General features: G+C 29.7%; 23 protein-coding genes. 18 read left to right on the plus strand and 5 right to left on the minus strand.

Going from position 1 to position 23,120, the window contains the following annotated elements:
- Nucleotides 1-52: 52 nt before the first annotated feature.
- A complete protein-coding gene (locus I6U48_RS24950) occupies nt 53-1,030 on the plus strand; it encodes a uroporphyrinogen decarboxylase family protein (protein WP_218323188.1) in 978 nt (325 codons plus the stop codon).
- A gap of 155 nt (nt 1,031-1,185) precedes the next feature.
- Here the strand turns inward: I6U48_RS24950 and I6U48_RS24955 are convergent, their stop codons facing one another.
- Nucleotides 1,186-2,478 carry an ATP-binding protein gene (locus I6U48_RS24955; protein ID WP_218323189.1) on the minus strand — a complete coding sequence of 431 codons (1,293 nt, stop codon included), beginning with the start codon at nt 2,476-2,478 and terminating at the stop codon, nt 1,186-1,188.
- Between the two features lie 5 nt (nt 2,479-2,483).
- On the minus strand, nt 2,484-3,227 hold the full coding sequence (locus I6U48_RS24960; RefSeq protein ID WP_218323190.1) for a LytR/AlgR family response regulator transcription factor: 744 nt from the start codon (nt 3,225-3,227) through the stop codon (nt 2,484-2,486).
- A gap of 224 nt (nt 3,228-3,451) precedes the next feature.
- On the opposite strand from I6U48_RS24960, the gene I6U48_RS24965 reads away from it, so the two are divergent.
- From I6U48_RS24965 to I6U48_RS24980, 4 genes are all read left to right on the plus strand, one after another.
- Nucleotides 3,452-3,937, plus strand: a complete 486-nt coding sequence (locus I6U48_RS24965) for a hypothetical protein (protein WP_218323191.1) — start codon at nt 3,452-3,454, stop codon at nt 3,935-3,937.
- Between the two features lie 383 nt (nt 3,938-4,320).
- Nucleotides 4,321-5,355: an RNA ligase RtcB family protein gene (locus I6U48_RS24970; protein WP_218323215.1), complete on the plus strand. Its 1,035-nt coding sequence runs from the start codon at nt 4,321-4,323 to the stop codon at nt 5,353-5,355.
- 328 nt (nt 5,356-5,683) lie between these two features.
- On the plus strand, nt 5,684-7,252 hold the full coding sequence (locus I6U48_RS24975) for an AAA-like domain-containing protein (protein WP_218323192.1): 1,569 nt from the start codon (nt 5,684-5,686) through the stop codon (nt 7,250-7,252).
- A 150-nt stretch (nt 7,253-7,402) separates the two neighbouring features.
- Nucleotides 7,403-8,638 carry an AAA-like domain-containing protein gene (locus tag I6U48_RS24980; RefSeq protein WP_312891136.1) on the plus strand — a complete coding sequence of 412 codons (1,236 nt, stop codon included), beginning with the start codon at nt 7,403-7,405 and terminating at the stop codon, nt 8,636-8,638.
- Nucleotides 8,639-9,296: 658 nt separating this feature from the next.
- On the opposite strand, the gene I6U48_RS30220 is transcribed toward I6U48_RS24980, so the two are convergent.
- Nucleotides 9,297-10,565 (minus strand): DJ-1/PfpI family protein, encoded by a 1,269-nt coding sequence (locus tag I6U48_RS30220; protein WP_218323193.1) that lies wholly within the window; start codon nt 10,563-10,565, stop codon nt 9,297-9,299.
- Nucleotides 10,566-10,856: 291 nt separating this feature from the next.
- Between I6U48_RS30220 and I6U48_RS24990 the strand changes: the two genes are divergently transcribed.
- Both I6U48_RS24990 and I6U48_RS24995 read left to right on the plus strand, forming a co-directional pair.
- Entirely contained in the window at nt 10,857-11,051 is a 195-nt protein-coding gene (locus I6U48_RS24990; protein ID WP_218323194.1) for a hypothetical protein, read from the plus strand.
- 275 nt (nt 11,052-11,326) lie between these two features.
- Complete coding sequence (locus I6U48_RS24995) at nt 11,327-12,196, plus strand: radical SAM protein (protein ID WP_218323195.1); 870 nt, start codon at nt 11,327-11,329, stop codon at nt 12,194-12,196.
- A gap of 71 nt (nt 12,197-12,267) precedes the next feature.
- Here I6U48_RS24995 and I6U48_RS25000 read toward each other — a convergent pair whose 3' ends face one another.
- Nucleotides 12,268-13,671 carry an aminotransferase-like domain-containing protein gene (locus I6U48_RS25000; protein ID WP_218323196.1) on the minus strand — a complete coding sequence of 468 codons (1,404 nt, stop codon included), beginning with the start codon at nt 13,669-13,671 and terminating at the stop codon, nt 12,268-12,270.
- Between the two features lie 215 nt (nt 13,672-13,886).
- Between I6U48_RS25000 and I6U48_RS25005 the strand changes: the two genes are divergently transcribed.
- From I6U48_RS25005 to I6U48_RS30655, 9 genes are all read left to right on the plus strand, one after another.
- Nucleotides 13,887-14,768 (plus strand): PhzF family protein, encoded by an 882-nt coding sequence (locus I6U48_RS25005; RefSeq protein ID WP_218323197.1) that lies wholly within the window; start codon nt 13,887-13,889, stop codon nt 14,766-14,768.
- A 501-nt stretch (nt 14,769-15,269) separates the two neighbouring features.
- The gene (locus tag I6U48_RS25010; RefSeq protein ID WP_218323198.1) at nt 15,270-16,013 is read left to right on the plus strand and encodes an MORN repeat-containing protein; all 744 of its coding nucleotides are present in this window, start codon (nt 15,270-15,272) and stop codon (nt 16,011-16,013) included.
- A 15-nt stretch (nt 16,014-16,028) separates the two neighbouring features.
- Nucleotides 16,029-16,460, plus strand: coding sequence for a His-Xaa-Ser repeat protein HxsA3 (gene hxsA3, locus I6U48_RS25015; protein ID WP_218323199.1), 432 nt, complete (start codon nt 16,029-16,031; stop codon nt 16,458-16,460).
- A 22-nt stretch (nt 16,461-16,482) separates the two neighbouring features.
- On the plus strand, nt 16,483-16,944 hold the full coding sequence (hxsD, locus tag I6U48_RS25020) for a His-Xaa-Ser system protein HxsD (RefSeq protein ID WP_218323200.1): 462 nt from the start codon (nt 16,483-16,485) through the stop codon (nt 16,942-16,944).
- A gap of 19 nt (nt 16,945-16,963) precedes the next feature.
- Nucleotides 16,964-17,170, plus strand: coding sequence for an HxsD-like protein (locus tag I6U48_RS30225; protein WP_218323201.1), 207 nt, complete (start codon nt 16,964-16,966; stop codon nt 17,168-17,170).
- A gap of 17 nt (nt 17,171-17,187) precedes the next feature.
- Nucleotides 17,188-18,231, plus strand: a complete 1,044-nt coding sequence (locus I6U48_RS25030; protein WP_218323202.1) for an A24 family peptidase — start codon at nt 17,188-17,190, stop codon at nt 18,229-18,231.
- Between the two features lie 14 nt (nt 18,232-18,245).
- Nucleotides 18,246-19,430, plus strand: a complete 1,185-nt coding sequence (gene hxsC, locus I6U48_RS25035; protein ID WP_218323203.1) for a His-Xaa-Ser system radical SAM maturase HxsC — start codon at nt 18,246-18,248, stop codon at nt 19,428-19,430.
- A 23-nt stretch (nt 19,431-19,453) separates the two neighbouring features.
- Nucleotides 19,454-20,833, plus strand: coding sequence for a His-Xaa-Ser system radical SAM maturase HxsB (hxsB, locus tag I6U48_RS25040; protein WP_218323204.1), 1,380 nt, complete (start codon nt 19,454-19,456; stop codon nt 20,831-20,833).
- Nucleotides 20,834-21,116: 283 nt separating this feature from the next.
- On the plus strand, nt 21,117-21,260 hold the full coding sequence (locus I6U48_RS30655) for a DUF1659 domain-containing protein (RefSeq protein WP_446681757.1): 144 nt from the start codon (nt 21,117-21,119) through the stop codon (nt 21,258-21,260).
- 111 nt (nt 21,261-21,371) lie between these two features.
- Here I6U48_RS30655 and I6U48_RS25050 read toward each other — a convergent pair whose 3' ends face one another.
- Nucleotides 21,372-22,289 carry a DMT family transporter gene (locus I6U48_RS25050; RefSeq protein ID WP_218323205.1) on the minus strand — a complete coding sequence of 306 codons (918 nt, stop codon included), beginning with the start codon at nt 22,287-22,289 and terminating at the stop codon, nt 21,372-21,374.
- A 143-nt stretch (nt 22,290-22,432) separates the two neighbouring features.
- Between I6U48_RS25050 and I6U48_RS25055 the strand changes: the two genes are divergently transcribed.
- Together I6U48_RS25055 and I6U48_RS25060 are read left to right on the plus strand one after the other, a co-directional pair.
- The gene (locus tag I6U48_RS25055; RefSeq protein ID WP_312891138.1) at nt 22,433-22,723 is read left to right on the plus strand and encodes a LysR substrate-binding domain-containing protein; all 291 of its coding nucleotides are present in this window, start codon (nt 22,433-22,435) and stop codon (nt 22,721-22,723) included.
- 105 nt (nt 22,724-22,828) lie between these two features.
- Nucleotides 22,829-22,927 (plus strand): histidine phosphatase family protein, encoded by a 99-nt coding sequence (locus I6U48_RS25060; protein WP_246615544.1) that lies wholly within the window; start codon nt 22,829-22,831, stop codon nt 22,925-22,927.
- Nucleotides 22,928-23,120 lie beyond the last annotated feature (193 nt).

Genomic DNA, 23,120 nt, shown 5'->3' on the forward strand with positions numbered 1-23,120 from the left:
AGCATAAATATATCATAAATATATCATAAATAATATGGGGAGGTATTGATTTATGTTAACTAAAAGACAGAATTTACTCGAAACTATTAAAGGTGGAAATCCAGATCGTTTTGTTAATCAATATGAATTTTTGAATATAATCATGGAAGTGCCTTTGGAAGTTAGTTTCAACTACGGTAGTACTTGGAAAGATAATTGGGGGATAACATGGCAGTGGCCAGAAGGTCAACTTGGTATGTTCCCTGTGCATGATGCCGAGCACATAGCTTTAAAAGATGTTACTGAATGGAAGGAATCAGTTAAATTTCCTACAATTCCGACTTCCGATGAAGCTTGGGCGAAAGCTATTGCTCATGCCAATTCTGTTGACCGTAACGAGGAATTTGTGACACCTTTTTATGCCCCAGGTATCTTTGAAATGACACATCATCTTATGGGTATGGAAAATGCCTTAATGAGTTTATATGAAGAACCTGAAGCTATGCATGAGTTAATTGATGCTCTTACGCAGTATGAGCTGGAGTTTGCAAAATTGATAGTTGAAAAACTTCATCCAGATTGTATTTTCCATCATGATGACTGGGGAAGTCAAAAAAATTCTTTTGTGTCTCCTGAAATGTTTGAAGAGTTCTTTCTTCCAGCTTATAAAAAAATCTATGGTTACTATAAAGAAAATGGTGTTGAATTGATTGTTCACCATAGTGATTCTTATGCAGCTAACTTAGTTCCATATATGATCGAAATGGGCGTGGATATTTGGCAAGGAGTTATGAACACTAATAACATTCCTGAACTTATCAAGGAATATGGTGGAAAAATATCCTTTATGGGAGGACTTCACAGCGGTTTGATTGATTTCCCAGATTGGACGCCTGAAAATTGTGCTAAGCATGTGGAAGAAGCTTGCAAAGCTAATGGAAAGAAATACTTTATTCCATGTCTGACTTCCGGTTTACCTTCAGGGTATTTCGACAATGTATATGACGTAGTAACTGATGCAATAGATGAAATGAGTAAAAAAATGTTTTAAGGTACATAACTTGGAAAAAACATTTTTAAATATATAGTGCAGTTTAATGAAAAAAGCGAGATCTTACGATTTCGCTTTTTATGTATGATTTATCTATGTAAAAAACAAAAATGAAGTGATTTGTAAAAGTTTTAAATTAATATCAAACAAAAAATTCATGTGATAACATGTTTGACAAACACCGAGAGGATTATGCTTGTTTTGAAGAGTCCATTTTCAGCGGTGAAAGAGTAGACTCCGTCATATTTTTGTGCTAATGCAGCTATGCTTCTCGTACCGATTCCATGATTCTCCATTTCGTTAACTGGTAAGTCGTCAACAAACATAACTGTGCCTTCATAGCTGTTAGTAATTTGTATTAAGACCTTATCATTTTTAGTTTTACAGATAACTTTTATAATTCTTTTCTTTTCCCTTGAAATATCTTTGCAGGCATTCACAGCATTCTCAATGGCATTTGCAAAAATAATACAAAAATCCATATCAGATATTGAACTTTTTTGTGGGAGCTTGATACAGGTTTCAACTTTAATTTGTTCTTTCTTTGCCTTAGTAAGATAGTAGTATAGAATCAAGTTGACCGTGTAATTGTCGCAATAGGTTTCAACTATGGTACCTTCAATATTTTTTTCAATCTCTGTAATATACTTTTGCGCCGCTTCCTTGTTGTTGCCCGAGAGGTAAGCACTTATCAAATTTAGATGGTGTCGCATATCGTGGCGATAAATTATTGTTTTCTTCTGTGATTCTTTCAATGCCTCCAAATACACCTGTGCTGAGGTTAGCTGCGTTTTCAATAAATTCTGTTCGTTTTGCAAGGTGAGTTGTTCTCTAGTTTGCTTAAAAAGCTGTAAAATCATAATATAAGCTGAAAGAGTCAAAATAAGAGCTAGTACCATGATAACAAGAATTGACTTCATTGTGGCGTTTTTCACATTATACATTCCAATAAAATAAATAAGTGCATAGTATGAAAGTGGTATAGTACAAAAGCCAAACCAGCCCTTATCTGTGTAGCGCAGCATATAAAGAAATGATGGACGGAGATACTTGTAAACAATAAACCCTGTGGGTATATACATTATGATGGAAACAACACACAGGATTGTACTATTGAAGCCAAAAAAAGATGAAGTTATAAGCCCTACACCAATAGGAGGCGTACATAAAACGAAAACTGTCAAAAGAATAAAAATTAACTTTATTCCTTTGTACTTTGATACAAACAGAAAGGCTATAAATGACGGAACATGAATAAGAAGGGGGTATAACTTCAAAAAACTTGCATATCCAAAGTTTGCCCAAATAAGTCCATCACAAATTAGCACAACAGTTACGAACAGTCCCATCAGAAATAGATTATTTTTATTTTTAACTTCACAATCTAGGAGCATATATATCAAGCTGATAGCGTAAATAAGTGCTATAAGAGATCTTATTAAGTTCATTATGTTTATTTTACCTCCTCTTGGTCTTCCTCGTGAAAGGAATGATTGATATACGCCTGCTTTACATTTTTATAAACATTTCTTGATATGGGTATAAACACATCGTTTGTTGTTGTAATTCCATCCTGTGATAGGTTCTTGACATAGTCTAAGTTGACAATATATGAGCGATGAGGCTTGATGAAATGTTTGTTTATTAATAAAACAGTTTCAATTTGAGAAATAGTACTGGTAATTTCTAGTGTAGCTCCATTTATTTGGTTAAAATATACAGTTCTTCCACTCACCTCAACATAAACCAGATGGTGTAGGAATACTTTAGACAGACTGATTTTTGTTTTTAAAAGGATATATGGCTTCAGGTCGCTGTAAATGTCATTGCAGACTTTTTCTAAAACAGTAAAAAGCTTGTCCTTTTGAATTGGCTTTAAAAGATAGTTAAAAGCGTCAACTGAATAAGACTCTACAGCAAATTCCGAGGTTGAAGTCAAAAATATGATTTTGGCAACCTGATCTTTGCTTCTTATCTCGGTGGCAAGGTCAATGCCGTTTATGTCCGGCATAATGACGTCTAAAAGAAAAACATCAAAATGTTTGCCTTTTTCTATTAGGTCAAGCAGTTGCATACTGCTTTGAAATCTACTGACTTTAATTTTGTCTTTTGAAAAGCCACAATTAAAATATTCATCTAGATGTTGATTGATATGTATAAGCTCTTGTTCATCGTCATCACATATAGCGATTTTCATCTTGACACCTCAATTTCATCTTTAAATATCATTATAATAATTGTAAAGTAATATAGATTATATCATAATTGCCATAAACTAAGCCACCTTAAATTACATTTCATGACGCTATAGTAACATTTCATGAAAATGATAAATTTTAAATAATCCTTTTAGATTATAATTATCTTAATCTGGTATCTACTGACTAAATAAAATTGATGTAATATAGAGGGGGACTTAATATGAAAAAAAATAAAATTTTTAATGTAATTGTATTATTAGCACTTATTTTCACACTATTCACAGGTTGTGGGTCTGACCCAGTAGCAGAAGATCTAACAAACTATATCAACAATCAAATGCCCGCTGTAACTAAATTGCAAAAGAGCTATGCGACTGCATTGTCATCTATTAATGAATCAACTGACACTCAAACTATGATTTCAAAACTTAAGAAAGAAATTCTCCCTAATTCAGAAAAACTTATTGAAGAAGCAAAGAAAGTAGTTCCTAAAACTGAGGAAGTAAAAACTCTACATAACAAGTATATAGAAGCTATGACTAAACAAAATAGTGGATTTGCTAAAATGCTTGAGGGACTTGAGAAGGCTAATAATGAAACAGTAAATAGCAGCAGTAAAATAACAGAAGAAGGAAATACAGAATATACTGCTTATATCAATGAATTAAAAGACCTTGGGAAAAAACACGGGGTAGAAATTAAATAATAAGCATTTATAAAAAGAAAGGGTCTGTTGCACCAATAACTTAATGCAGCAGCCCCTTATTAAATTTCTATTCAATGGATATGCCTGAAGCAGAGGAAACTTTTTAGTTAAGTAAGCTCAGATAAAGCTTTAGGTTTTATTGTTGTATTTCTTAGCAAGTTTAAACCTAAAAATTGATTTTTGTGAACTTAACTGTTAAAATTAGCACAGGATTTTAATATTCTAAAAATTATTAGTAAAGGTTGTGATGAATATGATAAAAAATATGATGGTGAGAGAAGATTAAATAAGAACTTACTAAATCATAATTATAGTAATGGCTTAAAATTAGTTATTCTCTCAATATAACACTATTTTATTTATTAAGGAGAGAATATTTGAATATGTATAAAATTATATACACAGAAAAATCATGGATGGAGAGTGAAGGTGTAGAGCAGGTAAAAAAACTGTCAAATTTAAAAGGAGTAATTTTAGCTGTTGGTTACCCAGATTTGCACCCTGGAAAAACACCAGTTGGAGCAGCTTTTTTAACAGAAGGAATAATTTATCCTCATCTAATTGGAAATGACATAGGATGTTCTGTAAGTTTATTTCAAACTTCTATCTTTGAAAAGAAATTTAAAGTAGATAAGGCAATGAGAAGTTTGAACAATCTAGAATTTGAAAAAGATGAATTTAATATTGGTACTATAGGTAAGGGTAACCATTTTGCAGAATTCACTGCTATTGATGAAATATTGGATAAAGAAGAATTTAATAATCTGAATCTAGATAAAAATAGAGTATATTTACTAATTCATAGCGGCAGTAGAGGTTTAGGCGAACATATTTTAAGAAAGCATATTGAGAAGTACAGCTGTCAGAATGGTTTGGAATGGGGTAGTGAAGGTTTTGAAAGCTACTTAAAAGATTATGAACAGGCAATAACTTTTGCTAGAAAAAGCAGGCAATTAATTGCTGAGAGGTTATGTGATGCTATTAATGGCTCTTTAGAAAGTCTTGCAATTGAGGCTGTTCATAATGGTATTGAACTTAAAGATAATTATTATGTTCATAGAAAAGGTGCAGCACCTTCTGATACTGGCTATGTTGTTATAGCAGGCTCTAGAGGGACTAACTCATATATTGTTAAGCCTATTAATGGAAGCTTGGATACAGGTTTTTCAATTGCCCATGGAGCTGGACGTAAGTGGCAGAGAAATGGCTGTAAAGAAAGACTTTTAGGTAAGTTTTCTAAAAAAGATGTTAAAAATAGCAACTTTAGTTATAACCTTGTATGTAAAGATAAAAGTTTAATTTACGAAGAAGCCCCAGAAGCCTATAAAAACATTGATAGGGTAATTCAGGATCTTATTGAATTTGATTTGATTAAAGTAATAGCAAAATTAAAGCCTATTGTAACCTATAAAGATTAATAGAATGTTTTAAAACACCAAATTTAATAAGTATATTGACTTTTTATAATACAAACATTTTAGTTAGCAGAATGTTTGTATTACTTTTTTATTAATATGGTGATGCTTAATGGAACATTTAAAAATGAAGGTAATGAGTTAAAAATAAATTTAATAAAAAAATAAATTAACAAGGATACCAATGAGGAACATGGTAAGCTTTCCTTGTTAAAAACCACAACGGGAGTGTAAAACTAAGTAATTGGTTTAGCACTTCCGTTTCTATTTTAAATTTGTGTTTAAACAAAGTCTGTATATGATAGAATAGTAACATAGGATGGTGAGGAGTATGGAAAAAAAATTCAATGTAACTGGAACTTGCATACCTAGAAAACATTACATGGTAGATACAACAGAAAAAATAAATAAAATAATAAAATTAATAGATAATGAAGAATATTTTATAATAAATAGACCAAGACAGTATGGGAAGACGACAACATTATTTTTACTAAACAATAAATTAAAACAAAGCCAAGAATATTTACCAATAAAAATAAGTTTTGAAGGCATAGGAGATTTGGTTTTTGAAAATGAAAGTAGGTTTAGCAAAGGGTTCATGAGGCTATTAGAACGAACAGTTGAATTTGAAGATGTTGAATTAGCTAATTTTATTAGTTTAAATATGGAAAAAACAGAATCCTTAGATGATTTATCTTATTTTATGACAAAATTTATAAAAAAGGCAAATAGAAAAGTAATATTAATGATAGATGAAGTTGACAAAAGCAGCAATAACCAATTGTTTTTAAGTTTTCTAGGAATGCTTAGAAACAAATATTTGCTTAGAAATGAGGGCTTGGATTGCACTTTTTACAGTGTAATACTGGCAGGCGTTCATGATGTAAAGAGTTTAAAAATTCAAATTAGATCTGAAGAAGAGCATAAATACAACAGTCCGTGGAATATTGCTTCAGATTTTGATGTAGATATGAGTTTTTCAACAGAAGAAATAGGAACAATGCTTGAGGAATATGCAGGGTGCAATAATTTAATAATGGATATACCCAAGTTATCAGATAGAATTCATTTTTTTACATCTGGATATCCATTTCTAGTAAGTAGAATATGTAAAACTTTAGATGAAAAGATTTATCATGACAATAAAAAAAATTGGAGTATAGAAGATATTGATAAAGCAGTTAAACTTATAATAAGTGAAGTTAATACATTATTTGAAAGTATAGTTAAAAATCTTGAAAATAATGAAGAATTGTATGACTTGGTAAAAAGACTTTTAATAAATGGAGAAATAATATTATTTAATGCTCTTGATTCATTAATTAATTTAGGTTTAACTTATGGTATTTTTAAACAAGGAATTAGTGGAATTGAAATAAGTAATAAAATATTTGAAGAAATAATCTACAATTATATGCTTTCAAAATCAAGAACAACCTATAAAGATATGAGCAAATATAATTTTAAAGACAAATTTATAACTAATGAAGGTGGTCTGTGTATTGAAAAAATATTACTTAAGTTTCAGCAATTTATAAAAGAACAATATAGTCATATAGATGCTGCATTTATAGAAAGGGAAGGAAGGCTTTTATTTCTTGCCTTTATTAAACCTATAATTAATGGTGTGGGATTTGATTTTAAAGAAGTTCAAATTTCAGAAGAAAAGAGATTAGATATAGTTATAACTTATAATAATTTTAAGTATATAATTGAACTTAAAGTGTGGAGAGGGGAAAAATATCATAGAAAGGGAGTAGCACAGCTTAGTGATTATTTGGATATTCATGGTATGAACAAAGGGTTCTTACTTATATTTAATTTTAACGAAAATAAAGAATATAAAAAGGAAGTTATTATTGAAAATAACAAGGAAATATTTACTGTACATGTATAAAGTATGAAAACAAATACATTGATATTTTTATAATTACTTTGCTAAGAAAGAAACTCATCGACATTATGCTTAAGGATGTCGGTTGGAATAAATTTAATCAGATAATCCACATTATATTTCTCAAGAAAATGATTAGGAGTGAAAAGGTATATGAAAAAGAGATTCAATACCACAGGACCATGTATTAGTAAAAAGCATTATATGGTTAATATTGAGAATAAGCTTAGAGCGGTTGAAACGCTTATAGATAGAGGCGATTATTTTCTCATAAATAGACCTAGACAATATGGCAAGACAACATTGATATCACAAATAGCTAAAAGTTTTAAGGATAAATATTTAATTATTCGTACTAGCTTTGAAGGAATTGGTGATAGTGTATTTGAAAATGAAGAAGTTTTTTGTAATAGCTTTTTAACTTTGATTATCGGTACCTTAAAATTTGTTTCTGAAGAAAAGGCTATGGAACTCCAAAAACTAAGTTTAGGTGTAAAAAATCTGCAAATGTTATCTGGTGTTATAACAAAATTTATTATTAATTGCGATACGCCAGTAGTTTTAATAATTGACGAGGTAGATAAGAGTAGCAATAATCAATTATTTTTAAGTTTCTTAGGAATGCTTAGAAATAAATATATACTTGCAAATGATGATATGGATTATACTTTTCATTCTGTTATATTGGCCGGAGTACATGATATTAAAAATTTAAAGCTAAGCATTAGACCGGAAGAGGAAAGGAAATACAACAGTCCATGGAATATTGCAGTTAACTTTAATATAGATATGACTTTTAATCCTTTAGAAATAGAAACTATGCTCAAGGATTATGCTAATGAAGAAAATGTTATTGTGGATACAGCTGTAATATCAGAAAGAATATATTTTTATACTGGTGGATATCCTTTTTTAGTTAGTAGACTTAGTCAAATGATGGATGAAAACTTCAGAGATTCATGGTCTTTAGATAACATAGATAAAGCTGTAAAACTGCTATTAAATGAAAAAAACACATTATTTGATTCTTTAATAAAAAATCTTGAAAATAACAAAGAATTTAAAACTTTTATTGAAAAAATAATATTATCTGGTGAAGAAATAGTTTATGTTCCTAGTGATAGTCTTATATCCCTTGGAGAGATGTATGGATTTTTAAAAGAAGAAAAGAATAGATGTAAAATTCATAATAGAATTTTTGAGCAATATATTTATAATCATTTAACGGCTATTAAAGCTAGAGAGAGTAGCAATATTTCTAACTATAATTTTAGAGATAACTTTTTAACTTCAGATAATGGTTTAGATTTTGAAAAAATTCTATTAAGCTATCAAAGGTTTATGAAGGAACAGTATAGTGATAAAGATGAAAAGTTCTTAAGAACTTAAAATATGGCACGGAGATCAGTATCATAATGAAGGTATAAAACAGTTGTGTAAGTATCTAGATATTCATTCTATGAAAAAAGGATATTTGGTTGTATATAACTTTAATAAAAATAAAGAATATAAATCTGAAAGAAAGTATACAGATGATAAAGAAATTTTTATTGTATATATTTAAGCTTGAAAGATGAAAGGAAGAAAACAAATGTTAAGCAGCGAGATAAAAAGCAAAATTGATAAACTATCTATAAAAGAGAATTTTATTATGAAGATAAAATACGATTTACGGTAAATTTAGATAAGAGAGACATATACTTAGAAGACACCTTTGCATCAAAATAAAACATTAATAAAAACTTGTTAAAAAAATGAGATGGTGTTTAAAACTCCATCTCATTTTTTAACTAGATTTATTCGAAACTTAAAAACAAAGTCTTTAAAAGCTAATATACTTCATTTCACAACCATCAAAAGCTTTTTGCTTCTTCTCTTTTGAGAATGTTTTAAGTGGATGCATGTCCAAATAAAGAACCTTTTTTAGGACAACCCTTATATCCAATACATTGAAAACATGAAATACAATATTTATCACATACTGTTTCCATTTTTGTTATTTCTACCTTCATAGGACATACATAATCTACCTAGTTGATTTTTTAGATCAACTATTTATCGAATTCATTAACTGGAAGAAGTATTCAGGTTTATGAGTCTTATTTAGGTTGTACCATGAATGTAATGTTTCTGGTGCAAATACATCTAGTTTTTTCAGTACTTCCATTGCAAATTCCAGAGGTGCTACTCCTGATGCAGTAATCAAATTTTCGCTAGCTACAACAGATCCCATCTCATAAAATTTTTCTCCTTTATAATTAGGACATACCATTTTAGTATACTCTAAGTTATTGCTTGTATGTTTTCTAGAATCTAGATATCCAGCACTTGCTAGTGCCTCAATTGCACCACAAATCGCTGCAATAATAGTGCCTAGTTCTAAAGCTTCACCAACTCTTTTTAAGATGAGTTGATGAATATCTTCTCCCCAAGTATTTCCTCCAGGCAAAATTAAAAGGTCTTTGCTCTCAAGAGTACACTCATCAAGGGAAATATCTGGTTTAATGCTTAGCCCTCCCATAGTAGTAATAATTTCTTTATTAGCGCCTACAGTAACTACTTTTAAAGGTGCTAAATCTTTTTTGAAATATCTAACCAAAGAAATAATCTCTTGATTATATTCTGTAGGAACAGGGTCTTTCAAAAAAAAGTCACGTGCTGAAAAATCTTCTGGAGGATTAAACTTATTTTCGGTAAGCACTAGACTTTCAATTCGATCTACTCTAAAGCTGCGAATGGTATTTCTAAGATGACAAAATCCAATCATATACCACTTATTGTTCCAATAAATAATTTTGTAGGGATCAACTAATCTATACTTTGATTGATCTTCACCACTCTTATGGTATAGAATTTTTACAGAGTATCCTTTAGTTATGGTCTGCTCCAAATCCTTTAAGTAAGGTTTCATAGTTTGGAACCTTACTGGAGTTATTACTTCAAGACTGGTTAAATGTTGGTTTATGTTTATTTCTTGAACCCGATTTGAATAGTTGCTTAATTTTGAGATAGCTCTATTCAGTGCTTCACCACCATAATATCCTGCTTCTTCTGCAAAAACGGCAGCGTGAACTAGTGATGTTTGTTCCTCAGAATCAAAAAAAAGGGGAGCTTCAATGAAATTGTTTAATAAAGTGTATCCACCGTTATGCCCTGTGTCTGAAATTATGGGTACACCACTTGTTGAAAGTGTATCAATATATCGATACACAGTTCTTATATTCATTTCCAACTTTTCTGAAATTTGTTTTGCAGTAACTTTTTCACCCGAACTAAGCATCCATAAGATCGCTAGCATATTGTCAATTTTAGGCATATAAATTCACCTCTATATAGTTAAGGAATGATATAATAGCTTTCCATATAATTGATTATATTCTGATAAATCTAGACATTTATACATAAATGATTTTATCAGTCTAATACAATTGTATCAGTAGAGTAAGCTTAAGTAAAATATACTTATTAATCCTTTTAAACATGTACGAAAAATATGCGGATATTAATGGAAGGTTAAAGAAATTTAATATTTTTATGAGCTACTATATTATTTATTTCGTATAAATATGTGAAACAAAAAAATCTATAAATCTTAGGAGGTATTTTTATGTCAACAGAGAATTTAATTTCAGATAATGAACTTGATAAAGCATCAGGAGGAGAACTGAGGTATATGGAAGAATTGTTCGGCACCCCAGAATGTCCTGGACCTAAAAATTTCGATTATGATTCTTCCACATGCAATAGATGTTATAGTTCTTGGGTGGACAATAGTGGTAATCATTATTGTGCGAATGCATAATTTTATTTATACAATACAAAGCTCTTGAAATGAACTGCCCCCTGTCTACTTGACAGGGGGCAGTTCATTTCAAGAGCTTTTGTTGTTTTGGGCTGTAGTTTATATGGTTTTAGTTAATAATTAGTGAATTATGTTAACTAAAATAAAAGGTAAACTTCCTTATAATTGCTATTATAAGGAAGCGAGTATATAATAGCATTATGAAGGATTAAAAATTAAAGTTTTAAAGGACTTTTCCAGAATATTAAATTACAGTGCAAAGGAGTTTTTATATTTTGAAATACGAAGGGATTGTTTATAGACCACCAAGTGAAGCCTATAGTTTAATAGTTCAAGTTACTATAGGCTGCGCTCACAACAAATGCACTTTTTGCAGCATGTATAAAGATAAAAGCTTTAGAATAAGAAGTTTAGAACAAATATATGAAGATTTATATGAAGCTAAAGCAAGATATGGTGCTATAAAACGTATATTTTTAGCAGATGGGGATGCTCTTGTACTAAAGATGGAAATGTTAAGAGCTATACTACTTAAAATAAAAGAATTGTTTCCTATGTGTGAAAGAATATCGGCCTATGCCGCTCCAAAGGATGTTTTAAGAAAATCACTAGAGGAGCTTAAAGAGTTAAAAGCACTTGGAATAGGTATTCTTTATATGGGAATAGAAAGTGGGAGTGACATAATATTAAAGCAAATTCAAAAGGGGGTGACTTCTTCTGAAATAATTGAGGCAGGGCGAAAGCTTAAAGACAGCGGAATTAAGCTTTCAGTAACATTTATTTCTGGAATAGGTGGGAAAGATAAATGGAAGGAGCATGCAATAGAATCTGCTGAGGTTATAAGTGCTATTAGTCCTGATTATGTTGGACTTTTAACTTTAATGGTTGAGCCAAAAACTCAAATGTATGAAGAAGTTAATTGTGGAAAGTTTAAACTTTTGAACCCAGAAGAAGTTATGCTTGAAACAAGGGCACTTTTAGAAAATATTGATGTTACAAATTGTATTTTTAGAAGCAATCATGCTTCTAACTATGTAGCTATAGGAGGAACTCTACCACAGGATAAAGAAAAGATGCTTAGCTTAATAGATGAGGTTTTAAAAGGGAAGTATAGCTACAAGGATGAAGAGTTTAGAGGACTGTAGCAAGCTCGAGATAAATCTCTCGATATGGGGACTGACCCCATGGCAGGAATAAGTTGGGCTTAGGCCTTTCGTTATATTATTAAGTTCATGTCTGTTTCTAATAATTTTATAGCCTCTTTAATAATTAATAATCCTTTTCTTAAGTCATCAATATTTTCTGGTCCACTAATAGATAGTCTAATTGCGTTTTTGTTTGAGTTGGTACCTACAGAAAAACGCTTTGATGAAAATATTTGAACTCCTCGTTCTAAACAAGATATCTCTAAATCTTTATCAGAAATAGATTGCGGTAGTATTAAGTATCTAAAAAAGGATGTTTTATTTGGGATTATGTTATAGTCATTAAGTATGTAATCAACTAGGAAGTTACGTTCTTTAATCTTTGAAATTTTTGATGCAATAAGTTCATCGTATTTTGATGAATTTATTATCTGAGATATAATTTCTGCATTTATTGGAGACGCCATCCACGTAAAATTGTTAACTCCATGAATCAGTTGTTTTAAATATTCTTGTGGTGATGCAATGTATGAAATTCTAAAAGTTGAACTTATGGATTTACATGTCCCATGTATATAAATACTTTTTTCAGGGAGATAATAACTTATAGGTTTAATTTTATCTTGTACTGTAAAACTATATGGATTATCTTCAATTAATAATAGATTATTTTTTTCAATAATTTCAGCAATTTCAATTCTCTTTTTAGCGTTCAATCTAGCAGTTGTGGGGTTATGACAATCGGGAATCAAATATATGCCCTTTGCAGCTTCTCTTTTACAAGTTCGTTTTAATTCATCTATATCAATTCCATCTTCGTTAGTTTTAACTGGTACAAGTATTATGCCAAAGAACTTTGCAAGACTTATAAAACCTGTATAAGTATATTCATCAACTATTATACGGTCACCCTTATCAAATAAGCTTGCCAATATTACTGCCATGGCATTTTGTGTTCCGGAAGTTATAATAATTTGTTCTGGCGAATATTGAACACCAAGTTTTTTGAGCCACTTTGATGCTATATATCTATGATTAAAATGACCTTCTGGTGGTGCGTATCTTAAAGCTGATCCATAATCTAAGTTTTGGTATAGATCTTTTAAATAGGGTTCGACGATTTTATTAACTTCATATAAGGGGAGAACCATTCCCATTTCTATAATGTTTGAATTAGTGCAAATTCCAAGTACATTTTGAGGTACTCCTGCATAATAACTGACAAAGGTACCTTTTCCAATAATTCCTTTTATTAGTCCTTTTTCTTCACATAACTTATAGGCACGAGTTACTGTACCATGATTAATACCTAAATAGTTAGCAATTACTCTTTGAGGAGGCATTTTAAAACCACCTTCTAATATACCTTTTTCAATGTCTGCTTCTAAGCAATTGGCAATTGAAATATATATAGGTTTGTTTTTCTCTTTAATAACCGGAATCCATGTAATTTCATTACCGTAATTATCTATCATTCAATCACCTTCTTTATTGTACTAGATACAATTCTAACATTGTATTAATAAATAAACAAATGTATAGTTAAATTATGTTATTGAAAGATATCTTTATTGTGGCATAGAAAAAGTTTGTAGGCCTTATATTGGATAAAATGTGAAATTATAATTTCGAAAGCAATTTGAAATTGATACATGGTTTAAATCAATTAATTTAGAAGGAGATATAATTGATGAAAAAATATAGTTATAAAAAAATTGACGCATTTACTAGCAATAAATCTTTAGGAAATCCAGCAGCTTGTATTTATCTTAAAGAAAATGAAAATTTATCACATAGTGAAATGCTAAATATTGCAAAGGAACATAAAGGGTTTGTTTCAGAGTTTGTATTTTGCAGCAGTTCATTAAAGGCAGACTGTAAGTTAACATATTATTCTTCAGAATGTGAAGTTGATTTCTGTGGTCATGGAACAATTGCCTGTATGTATGATTTAATTAAGAATACAGAAAGTTTATTAGCTAAAAGTGAAATCTTGATGGATACAAATAAAAAAGGTATTTTAACTGTTTATAATGAATTAAAAGATCAAGATGCTGTTTATATAACTGCACCAAAACCAATTTATATAGAAACAAATATAACGGCTAAAGAAGCAGCAGAAAATTTAGGAATATCAGTTGAAAGTATTTCAGATAAATATCCTATTGATTTAATTAATGCAGGTTTAGCAACACTAATAGTACCTATATCAAATTTAAAGGATGAGATTAATATTTTTCCAGATATAAAAAAATTAGAAGAATTTTGTAATAATAATGGTATGGATATTATTTTAATCTATTCCATAGAAGTGAAAGATAATAAGAATATTGCACATACAAGAGTATTTTCACCTAAGTTTGGATATCTTGAAGACCCAGCGACAGGTTCAGGTAATAGTGCCTTTGCCTACTATATGCTTAAAAATAATATGTGGGACGGAACCCCTGTATCTATAGAACAAGGTGGAATTGATAGAGCATTCAATATTGTTAAATTAGCTACTAAAAAAAGTAATGTTATTTTTGGTGGAAGTGCAACAGTTAAAATTAGTGGAGAATATTATTTATAATATTCGTAACAAGCTCAGGCTGCAGGCATGTCATCGCTAACTAAGAAGGCAGGCACCATCTGGAAGTTGTAAATATATAGTTGGGTTTGGTGGATAAAAATTGCACTAAGAAAACCCTTTAGCCTCCTGAGAAGTCAAGGGGGCTATTTTATATTAAAGCTAGAAAGCTAGTGAGAATCTTGGATGAAAATATAAATAAGGAACATGATTTAGGATATAAACATATTCTGGCTATTGAATAAATTTATAGATTAAATTTAAGAGAGTAAAGCACTAATCATGGAGGATGGGTGCTTTTCCTATTGACTTTTTCCCTATAAATCGCAATTAAATTAAAATATTTACAAAATGTGAGGTAAGCATATATCTATTTTGATAAAAAAGTAAAAACATGCTATAATATACATATATTACGCTAATTAGGTAGATTTGTAGACTATATATAGTACTTTGTGAGTAATGTAATTGATGTGAAATTTTAGGGGGAGGTTATAATTTAAAATGCAGGATGATAAAAGAAAGGTTCTAGGATTAAAAAGCAAAGAATCAAAAAAAGCAGATTTAAGCAAGACTAGTGTGCTGAATCCAAAAGAAATTGAGGTTGTAAAAACAGGACTTATAAATAAGCCAAAGAGGAAAATAAAAAAGAAAACCATTATCATTTTAGCCATTATAGCACTTCTAGTTTTATGGGGTATATCAAACCAAAATGACTCACAAAGCAATAAAACTGCAGTTAATAATACAGCAGTAACGGAAAGCACTAAGAAACAAAATTCTACAGACCAGAACAAAGCGCAAACACAACCAATAGAGCAAGCGCAACCAACTAAGACTACTAAGAATTATGATAAGGATGTTTATGACGGTTATATAAAAGATAATAAAAAGGTTCAACAAGGCAAGTATACTTGGGCAAATGGAAATGTGTATGAAGGCGAATGGAAAGACGATAAGATGGAGGGAAAAGGAGTATTAAAAAAATCTAATGGCGATAGCTATAATGGAGGTTTTGCAAACAATAAGAAACAAGGACAAGGTACCTACACTTGGGCTAATGGCGATAGTTATGAAGGTAGTTGGGAAAATGACAAAATGAATGGAAAAGGAATTTATCACTTTAAAAATGGCGACGTATATGATGGTGAATGGTCTAATAATATGATGAATGGAACTGGAAAATATACATATAAAGATGGACAAGTCCAAGAAGGACAATGGGAAAATAATAAATTTAAAAAGTAGTTTGGGGTGTAAAAAATGAAAGATAGTAAGATAAATAAAATCAATTTTCCTCAATTAAAGAAATCTATAGCTGATTTTATGTATGAAGAAGAAGGGGATATAAGTAGAAACAAATTAATGTTTATAGGATCTTTAATAGTAATAGCTAGTTTTATTGCTTCAAATGATAGTGTGTTTGCTTCTCACAGATCCCATTCTTCTCACAGCTCTCACTCATCACACAGTTCACATAGTTCTTCAAGCTACGGTGGTGGTGGATCATCAAGCAGCGGGAATTATATAGAATCTGGATCATCAGGAAATAACTCAGGATCGTCAGGAAATAGTGTATCTAATACAACAGTGGATAACTCAAATTCAGTACAATCAACCCAAGCGCCAGCACCTAAACCAGAACCAGTTCCACAGGTTCCACAAATACCTGATGCTACAGATTTGCCAAAGTAGGATGAGATATAAGGAGTAGAGCATGAATAATATAACACATGTAGTAGAAAAAGATAAAACGATATTTTATATCAATGATCAAATTTATTCTCTCACCGTAGTAATGAAGACAGCATATATGTTCATAGATAAACTATACATCTATTTTGATTATGAAAAAGCTAATGTACTAAGGGTGGAATTTACAGCTAAGCAAAAACATGATAAAGATTATATGGAAAAAATGGTAGGAGAATTTTATAATGAACTATTAAATCAAGCTCTTAGGTTAAAGATATTTGAAAAGACAAAAAACATAAGAGAATTAATTTTAGGGAGAGCTCTATATAATACATGCATAGAAACCGAAGAAACAGAAAATTTAAATGAAGAGCTGAATTGTTTTGATATGGACGAAAAAGATTTAGAATTACAATATACCGAGGAAGATATACTTAATATTAGCGAACCTTGGCAGATAAAAGACACTGGTGAAAGATTGTAAGGAAGTTAAGGAGAGAAATGTGAATAGTTTAGAGTTAAACTTAAATATTTATCCGTTAAAATATATAGAGAAAGCTATAGAAGATTATATGAGTATAGTAAAAATTACATATAGTATAGAAGCTGATAAGATTTTATTGAGTTTTAATTGTAATGAAGACGATTTTAGATTAATAAGCAATGAGTTTGGTAATTACCTCATAGGATTAATTGGAAAATATGTATAGGAGCAGTAGGTGGAAAAATGATTAATAACTATATATACGGAATTTTAATCGCTATTATATTAGGTGCAGGCTGCATGGCCACCTATACAGATATTAAAGAAGGAAAGATATATAATAAACATTTACTGATATTTTTTCTAATGGCAATAGTATTACAAGTAATATATTTAAGCAGTAAAAATCAAGATGTAGTAAAAGGGTATTTAATAAACTTAGCTGCATCTATAATTTTCTCTTTATCCATATATTGTTTTAAGATATGGGCTGCTGGAGATGCAAAACTTCTTATTTTAATTATGAGTTTAATGCCATTAGAAGTTTATAAGATCAATAACATGAATGTATTCCCAGGCTTTTCTATTATAATGTATATATTTTTATGTGGATTTATCTATGTTGCTTTGGAAAGTATGTTTTTATATGTAAAAGATAAATTTATAAAAAGAGAAATAAGCAGTATGTACTGTATAGACATAAAGTTACTCAAGAACTTAGCACCCAAGCTTATATTTGCGTGGGTAATTTCTATTAATGTTAATTTTGTATTATCCAAGTATTTTAAAGTATTTTATTTTTATAATTTAAGTTTATGCATGCTTTTTAATGCACTTTTAATTGTTTATTTAGCTAGATATATAGGAAACAAGATAATATTTTCTTTTGTTTTAGTTTTAGGAGGCTCGATATATATATATAATTTTATCAATTCGTCTATTACAAATGTAAATGTTAATTTAAAGGTAATGGCTTTAGTTATAATTTTAATTTTTCTTAGAACGCTATGCGGAAAATATAATTATAAGAAAATTACTATAGAAAATTTAAAAACAGGAATGATACTTTCGGCAGGAACTGTTTTAAGTTTTAACGGCTCAAGAGTTAAAGGACTTCCTGTAGATGCATCAGAAAGTATGAATTCAAGGATAAATGAAGAGCAAATTAATAGTATTAGAAGATGGCATAAGAGCAGTAGAGGTTTTGATGAAGTAGTGATAGTCAGACAAATACATTTTGCACCTTTTATACTATTAGGGACAATAATTGGTCTAATAATAAACTAGTTAGGAGACTTTGCATGATAAAAGATTCTAAATATAGACCTCTGTTTTTGAAGGGGAAAGAGGGCAGAGGTAATTATTCAGTGGTGGTAGTATGTAGGAACGATGAAGAAACAATAAGTATGAATAAGATCAAGATAGTATTAAAAGGATGTAATAATTTTTTAAAGGGCTATAAATTTTATCTTTTTCAAGAAGAAAATTTAAAAGAAGAAATTGTAAATCATCTTAAACTAAAAGGTATTTCCTATATATGTGGAGTTCATGATCTTGATACATTAAGAGATAAAGATGTTATAGAAATAAATCCTGTTACTTGTAATATAAGAGTTTTATATCGTTCTAATTCTAATGATAATTTTTTAATGCTTACTAATAAGTGCAATAATAATTGTATAATGTGTCCTGATTCATTAAGTGTAAGAACAGAAAATAATAATATTCCTTTACATATTATAAAAAGGCATATAAAACTTATAGATAAAAGCACTACTTTTTTATGTATAACAGGAGGGGAGCCTACGCTACTTAGAGATGATTTTATAGAAATAATAAAATACTGTAAGGAGAAACTTCCAAATACTAAATATCTTTTATTAACTAATGGAAGGATTTTTTATTATAAAAACTTTACAGAAACTTTCATTAAAAATAGACCCAAAGATATGGTAATAGCTATCCCCATACATGCTCATGAACCCAAACTTCATGATTATATAAGTTCTATAGAAGGCAGTTTTGTACAAACGTTTTATGGAGTAAAAAACTTACTGGATAAAGGGGAAAAAATTGAAATAAGAATTGTTGTAAATAAGCTGAATTATAACATGCTCAAAAATATTGCCTTTATGATCAATAAATATTTTGCAAAAGTTTTTAGAGTAAGTTTCATGGCTATGGAAATGCTGGGAAACGCAGTAGTAAATAATAAAGAAATCTGGATAAGCTTTAAGGATGTTCAAACAGAACTTAAACAAGCTGTGCTGCTGCTGTTGAAAAGTGGAATTGAAGTAAAAATATATAACTTTCCTTTATGTAGTTTAGATAAAAGCTTATGGTCTTTAAATGTAAGAAGTATTTCAGATTACAAAGTCAGATATAAAGATAAGTGTAAAGACTGTTCTGTAATTGAAAAGTGTGGGGGATTTTTTAACTCTACGATAAATATGGAAGATATTAAGGTTCATCCTGTCAAGGGCTAAGGATGATTATTAAGAGGTGAAAAATGAATAGTAATTTAAACTATTTTAACTTTAAAAAGTTTAAAGACAAATATCTGTTAACTAATGATCTGGGAAATTTTATATTTTTATCAGAAGATGAATTCCCAAAGGTCTATATGGAGAATTATGAAGAAGGCGATGAGCTATACAAAAAGCTGGCTAAGGAATATTTTATAGTTGATGGAAATAAAGATTCCTTTGTAGATAATGCTTCAGAGCTTTTAAAGAGACATAAAACGTGTTTATTTGATGGAACTCAACTGCACATTTTTGTACTTACAACAAATTGTAATCAAAGCTGTGTTTATTGCCAAGCTACTGCTAGTTTAGGGAATAATTTAAACAAAATGATGAATAAAGAAACGGCTAAAAGAGCCGTAGATATAGCTATGCAGTCATCATCTCAAAGTTTATCTTTTGAATTTCAAGGTGGAGAACCCTTACTGAACTTTGAAACAATAAGATATATTTTAGAATATTCTTTAGAGAAAAATAAGAAAATAAATAAGGAAATAGGCTTTAATTTAGTAAGTAACTTAATTTTAATGAATGATGATATGATAGAATTTTTTATAGATAATAATGTCAATATAGCCACTTCTATAGATGGTGATGAATATGTGCATGATAAAAACAGACCATATGGAACCACAAGCTCCTTTAAAATTGTAAAAGAAAAAATAGATAAGATTAATAAGCTCTATAAAGAAAGAGGAAAAGATTTAAAGGTACAAGCTATACAGACGACTACTAGATTTAGTTTAAACAGATGGAAAGAAATAATAGATACATATGTTCAATTAGGTATGGATACTCTGTTTATAAGACCACTTACGCCGTTAGGTAATTCAAAAGATAGATGGAATGAAATTGGATATACTCCAGAAGAATTTTTAGACTTCTATAAAAAGTGCTGTAATTATATTAAAGAATTAAATAGCAAGGGTGAAGCTATAAAGGAAGGACATTATACAATATTTTTATCTAAGATATTAAAGACAGAATATATAAATTATATGGAACTTAGATCACCTTGCGGAGGAACTATAGGACAAATGGCTTATAACTATGATGGAAATATATTTACCTGTGATGAAGGTAGAATGCTTGCGGAAAGGGGAGACGACAGCTTTAAACTAGGTAATGTATACAAGGATGATTTTAGTTTGTTAGTTAATAGTAGAACATGCAATGCCTTGTGTATAGCTTCCTGTCTAGAGGCTCTTCCGGGGTGTTGCGATTGTGTGTACAGTCCATACTGTGGTGTTTGTCCTGTTTATAATTATGATAAGACAGGTTCTTTATTTGATCAGATGCCAGGTAATTATAAATGCAGGATTTATAAAGGAATGCTGGATATAATTTTTGAGGATTTATTATAGATAGAAAAGCAGGTCATGAATTTTTGATAACTCGTCGTGGCTTGTTTTGGAGTATGTTTTAAGAAAATCACTAGAGGAGCTTAAAGAGTTAAAGGCACTAATAGCTATTCTTTATAAAAGTAAACTTCTTTATAGTTTTTTAAAAAACATACTTCCTACATTTCTTCAAGCTGTATATATTAAGTGAATAGAGATGATAAATATGGCTGCAACAGCAACAAAACTGCAGACTACATTAGTTATCAAGTATAAGGATGGTGTAGATGCAAAGTGGAAATAAAAAATAAAATCTCAGAATTTCAAAAAGGTGAAAACTACGGCAATAGAGAAGGAACTTTATGATGTACCTATTGAGATTGGCAAGCTTCTTGGAAAAACTTTAGATGAAGTGATAAGAGAAGATCAAAGTGGAATAATGAATGCATAGGGGGTAGAGTATTTGAAATATAACAGTAGGGAGAAATAAAACTGTGACAGAAGATGAAGACGAGTATAAGCGAAGTCTGAGTTTAGTGAGAAAACCCTAGAATATGAAAATTCACAGGATTTTCTCATTATATGCATTTTGTGTATTACTTTCTTTTGTACTAGGAATATTTATTAAGAATATTGCGAATACGATAAGTGCTATTCCAATTATTTGTTTAATATTCATACTTTCGCCCAAAAATATGAAGCTAAGAATTACACCTTCCAAGGGTTCAAAAGTACTTATAATAGAAGCCTTAGAAGCTCCAATCATACGGATACCCTTTGATAATGAAATAATTGCAATTGCTGTAGAAATAATTGCAATAAAAACAATCGCAATCCATGCATTAGAAGGCATGTCTACATGTATTTCGCCTTTTATACCACAATAAATAAAGAATGATATTGAGCTAAATAGATTTGTATAAGCAGCTGTTACCACGGAATCAACTCTATTTATCTTAATTGTACCTAATAAAAGAATATAGGTCCCATTAAATATTGCAGCTAGTAAGGATAATGATATTCCAAGAATGCTAAATCCAGAAGAATTTATAGAAACTGTTAAAACCAATCCTACAAAAGCTATTATCATAGCCATAGATTGATTTTTACTGATTTTTTCTTTGAATACGAAAAACGAAAAAATATTTACCATAAAGGGATAAGAATAGAAAATCATAACATGTAATGATACCGGGATAAATTTAATAGCGTTAAAATAGAAGATTGTAGTTAAAAAATAAATAAATGCTCCTATTAATAACATAATAATCATTTGATCTTTTTCAAGTTTATAATTGATTTTTTTTCTATTTATAAATATATATCCCCAAAGAAATAAAGAAGCTATTAGAAATCGTAAAGCTAACATAAAATTTGGTGTTATTTCGTATTGATAAATAAACTTTGCAATAGGAGCAACAGCTCCAAAACTGGCTGCTGCAAGTAAGGTTAAAAGTATACCTTTTATTTCTGTATTCATTTTACACTCCCACTTTTAAAAAGTATTTATTAATTTATCAATATAAACATAATATTATTGATAAAATGATTGTTAATTAATTATAATATAAATATTATATCAAAACAAGGTAAGATTAAAGAGTTGCTTTTAAATAAGATGAAATTGTATTAGTAGTGCTCAACAGTCATAGATTTACAGGAAGATCAGCAATTTGTCTTAAAGAGGTTGCGGAAGATCCTTTTATTACATTAGTGAGTAATTACAGTTTCAGAAGTATAACAGATTCTATATGTCATTCAGCAGGTTTTTCGCCCAAAATAGCTTTTGAGGTTGACGGAAGCCTTATGGAAGAAATGTTAGAGCTTGAAAGAGGTATTGATCTTCTACCTTTATATATGATAAAGCGTCCACATCTTGGTACGAGAAATCTTTCAATGCTAAAAATTGATTGAGGAACTGTCAGGATGTGTTATATTTATACTAGCATAGGATTAAATTAATCAATGAAAATGCAGAATTAAAAAGGAATAGAACAGGCAAAATTGCAAGCTGAAAACTTGAAAAGTGTCAGTTTTGATGAGTGTTTTTGCAGCCCTCAAAAAAGAGTACGCAAAACCTGCGAAATCATCTATAAAGGATTTGTTTTCATTAGTTGAATTGATTGAGAAGAAAGGAGGTAAAAGTTGTGGTAAAGAACTTTAATGATTATGAAATTTAAATTTCATATAAAATGTTTACAAACATAATAAATAGTATTATAATAATTTTTGTAATCAAAGTCGTACATACGAATATGGTTCGCATATGCAAACCAAAGATGTATTTATGATTTAGATTACAAATATTTTT

This window comes from Clostridium thailandense (genome assembly GCF_019207025.1).
Lineage (GTDB): Bacteria > Bacillota > Clostridia > Clostridiales > Clostridiaceae > Clostridium_AM > Clostridium_AM thailandense.

Coding starts and splice junctions, on each gene's coding strand:
- I6U48_RS24950 (WP_218323188.1), top strand. CDS start 53: ATGTTAACTAAAAGACAGAATTTACTCGAAACTATTAAAGGTGGAAAT.
- I6U48_RS24955 (WP_218323189.1), bottom strand. CDS start 2,478: ATGAACTTAATAAGATCTCTTATAGCACTTATTTACGCTATCAGCTTG.
- I6U48_RS24960 (WP_218323190.1), bottom strand. CDS start 3,227: ATGAAAATCGCTATATGTGATGACGATGAACAAGAGCTTATACATATC.
- I6U48_RS24965 (WP_218323191.1), top strand. CDS start 3,452: ATGAAAAAAAATAAAATTTTTAATGTAATTGTATTATTAGCACTTATT.
- I6U48_RS24970 (WP_218323215.1), top strand. CDS start 4,321: ATGTATAAAATTATATACACAGAAAAATCATGGATGGAGAGTGAAGGT.
- I6U48_RS24975 (WP_218323192.1), top strand. CDS start 5,684: ATGGAAAAAAAATTCAATGTAACTGGAACTTGCATACCTAGAAAACAT.
- I6U48_RS24980 (WP_312891136.1), top strand. CDS start 7,403: ATGAAAAAGAGATTCAATACCACAGGACCATGTATTAGTAAAAAGCAT.
- I6U48_RS30220 (WP_218323193.1), bottom strand. CDS start 10,565: ATGCCTAAAATTGACAATATGCTAGCGATCTTATGGATGCTTAGTTCG.
- I6U48_RS24990 (WP_218323194.1), top strand. CDS start 10,857: ATGTCAACAGAGAATTTAATTTCAGATAATGAACTTGATAAAGCATCA.
- I6U48_RS25000 (WP_218323196.1), bottom strand. CDS start 13,671: ATGATAGATAATTACGGTAATGAAATTACATGGATTCCGGTTATTAAA.
- I6U48_RS25005 (WP_218323197.1), top strand. CDS start 13,887: ATGAAAAAATATAGTTATAAAAAAATTGACGCATTTACTAGCAATAAA.
- I6U48_RS25010 (WP_218323198.1), top strand. CDS start 15,270: ATGCAGGATGATAAAAGAAAGGTTCTAGGATTAAAAAGCAAAGAATCA.
- hxsA3 (WP_218323199.1), top strand. CDS start 16,029: ATGAAAGATAGTAAGATAAATAAAATCAATTTTCCTCAATTAAAGAAA.
- hxsD (WP_218323200.1), top strand. CDS start 16,483: ATGAATAATATAACACATGTAGTAGAAAAAGATAAAACGATATTTTAT.
- I6U48_RS25030 (WP_218323202.1), top strand. CDS start 17,188: ATGATTAATAACTATATATACGGAATTTTAATCGCTATTATATTAGGT.
- hxsC (WP_218323203.1), top strand. CDS start 18,246: ATGATAAAAGATTCTAAATATAGACCTCTGTTTTTGAAGGGGAAAGAG.
- hxsB (WP_218323204.1), top strand. CDS start 19,454: ATGAATAGTAATTTAAACTATTTTAACTTTAAAAAGTTTAAAGACAAA.
- I6U48_RS25050 (WP_218323205.1), bottom strand. CDS start 22,289: ATGAATACAGAAATAAAAGGTATACTTTTAACCTTACTTGCAGCAGCC.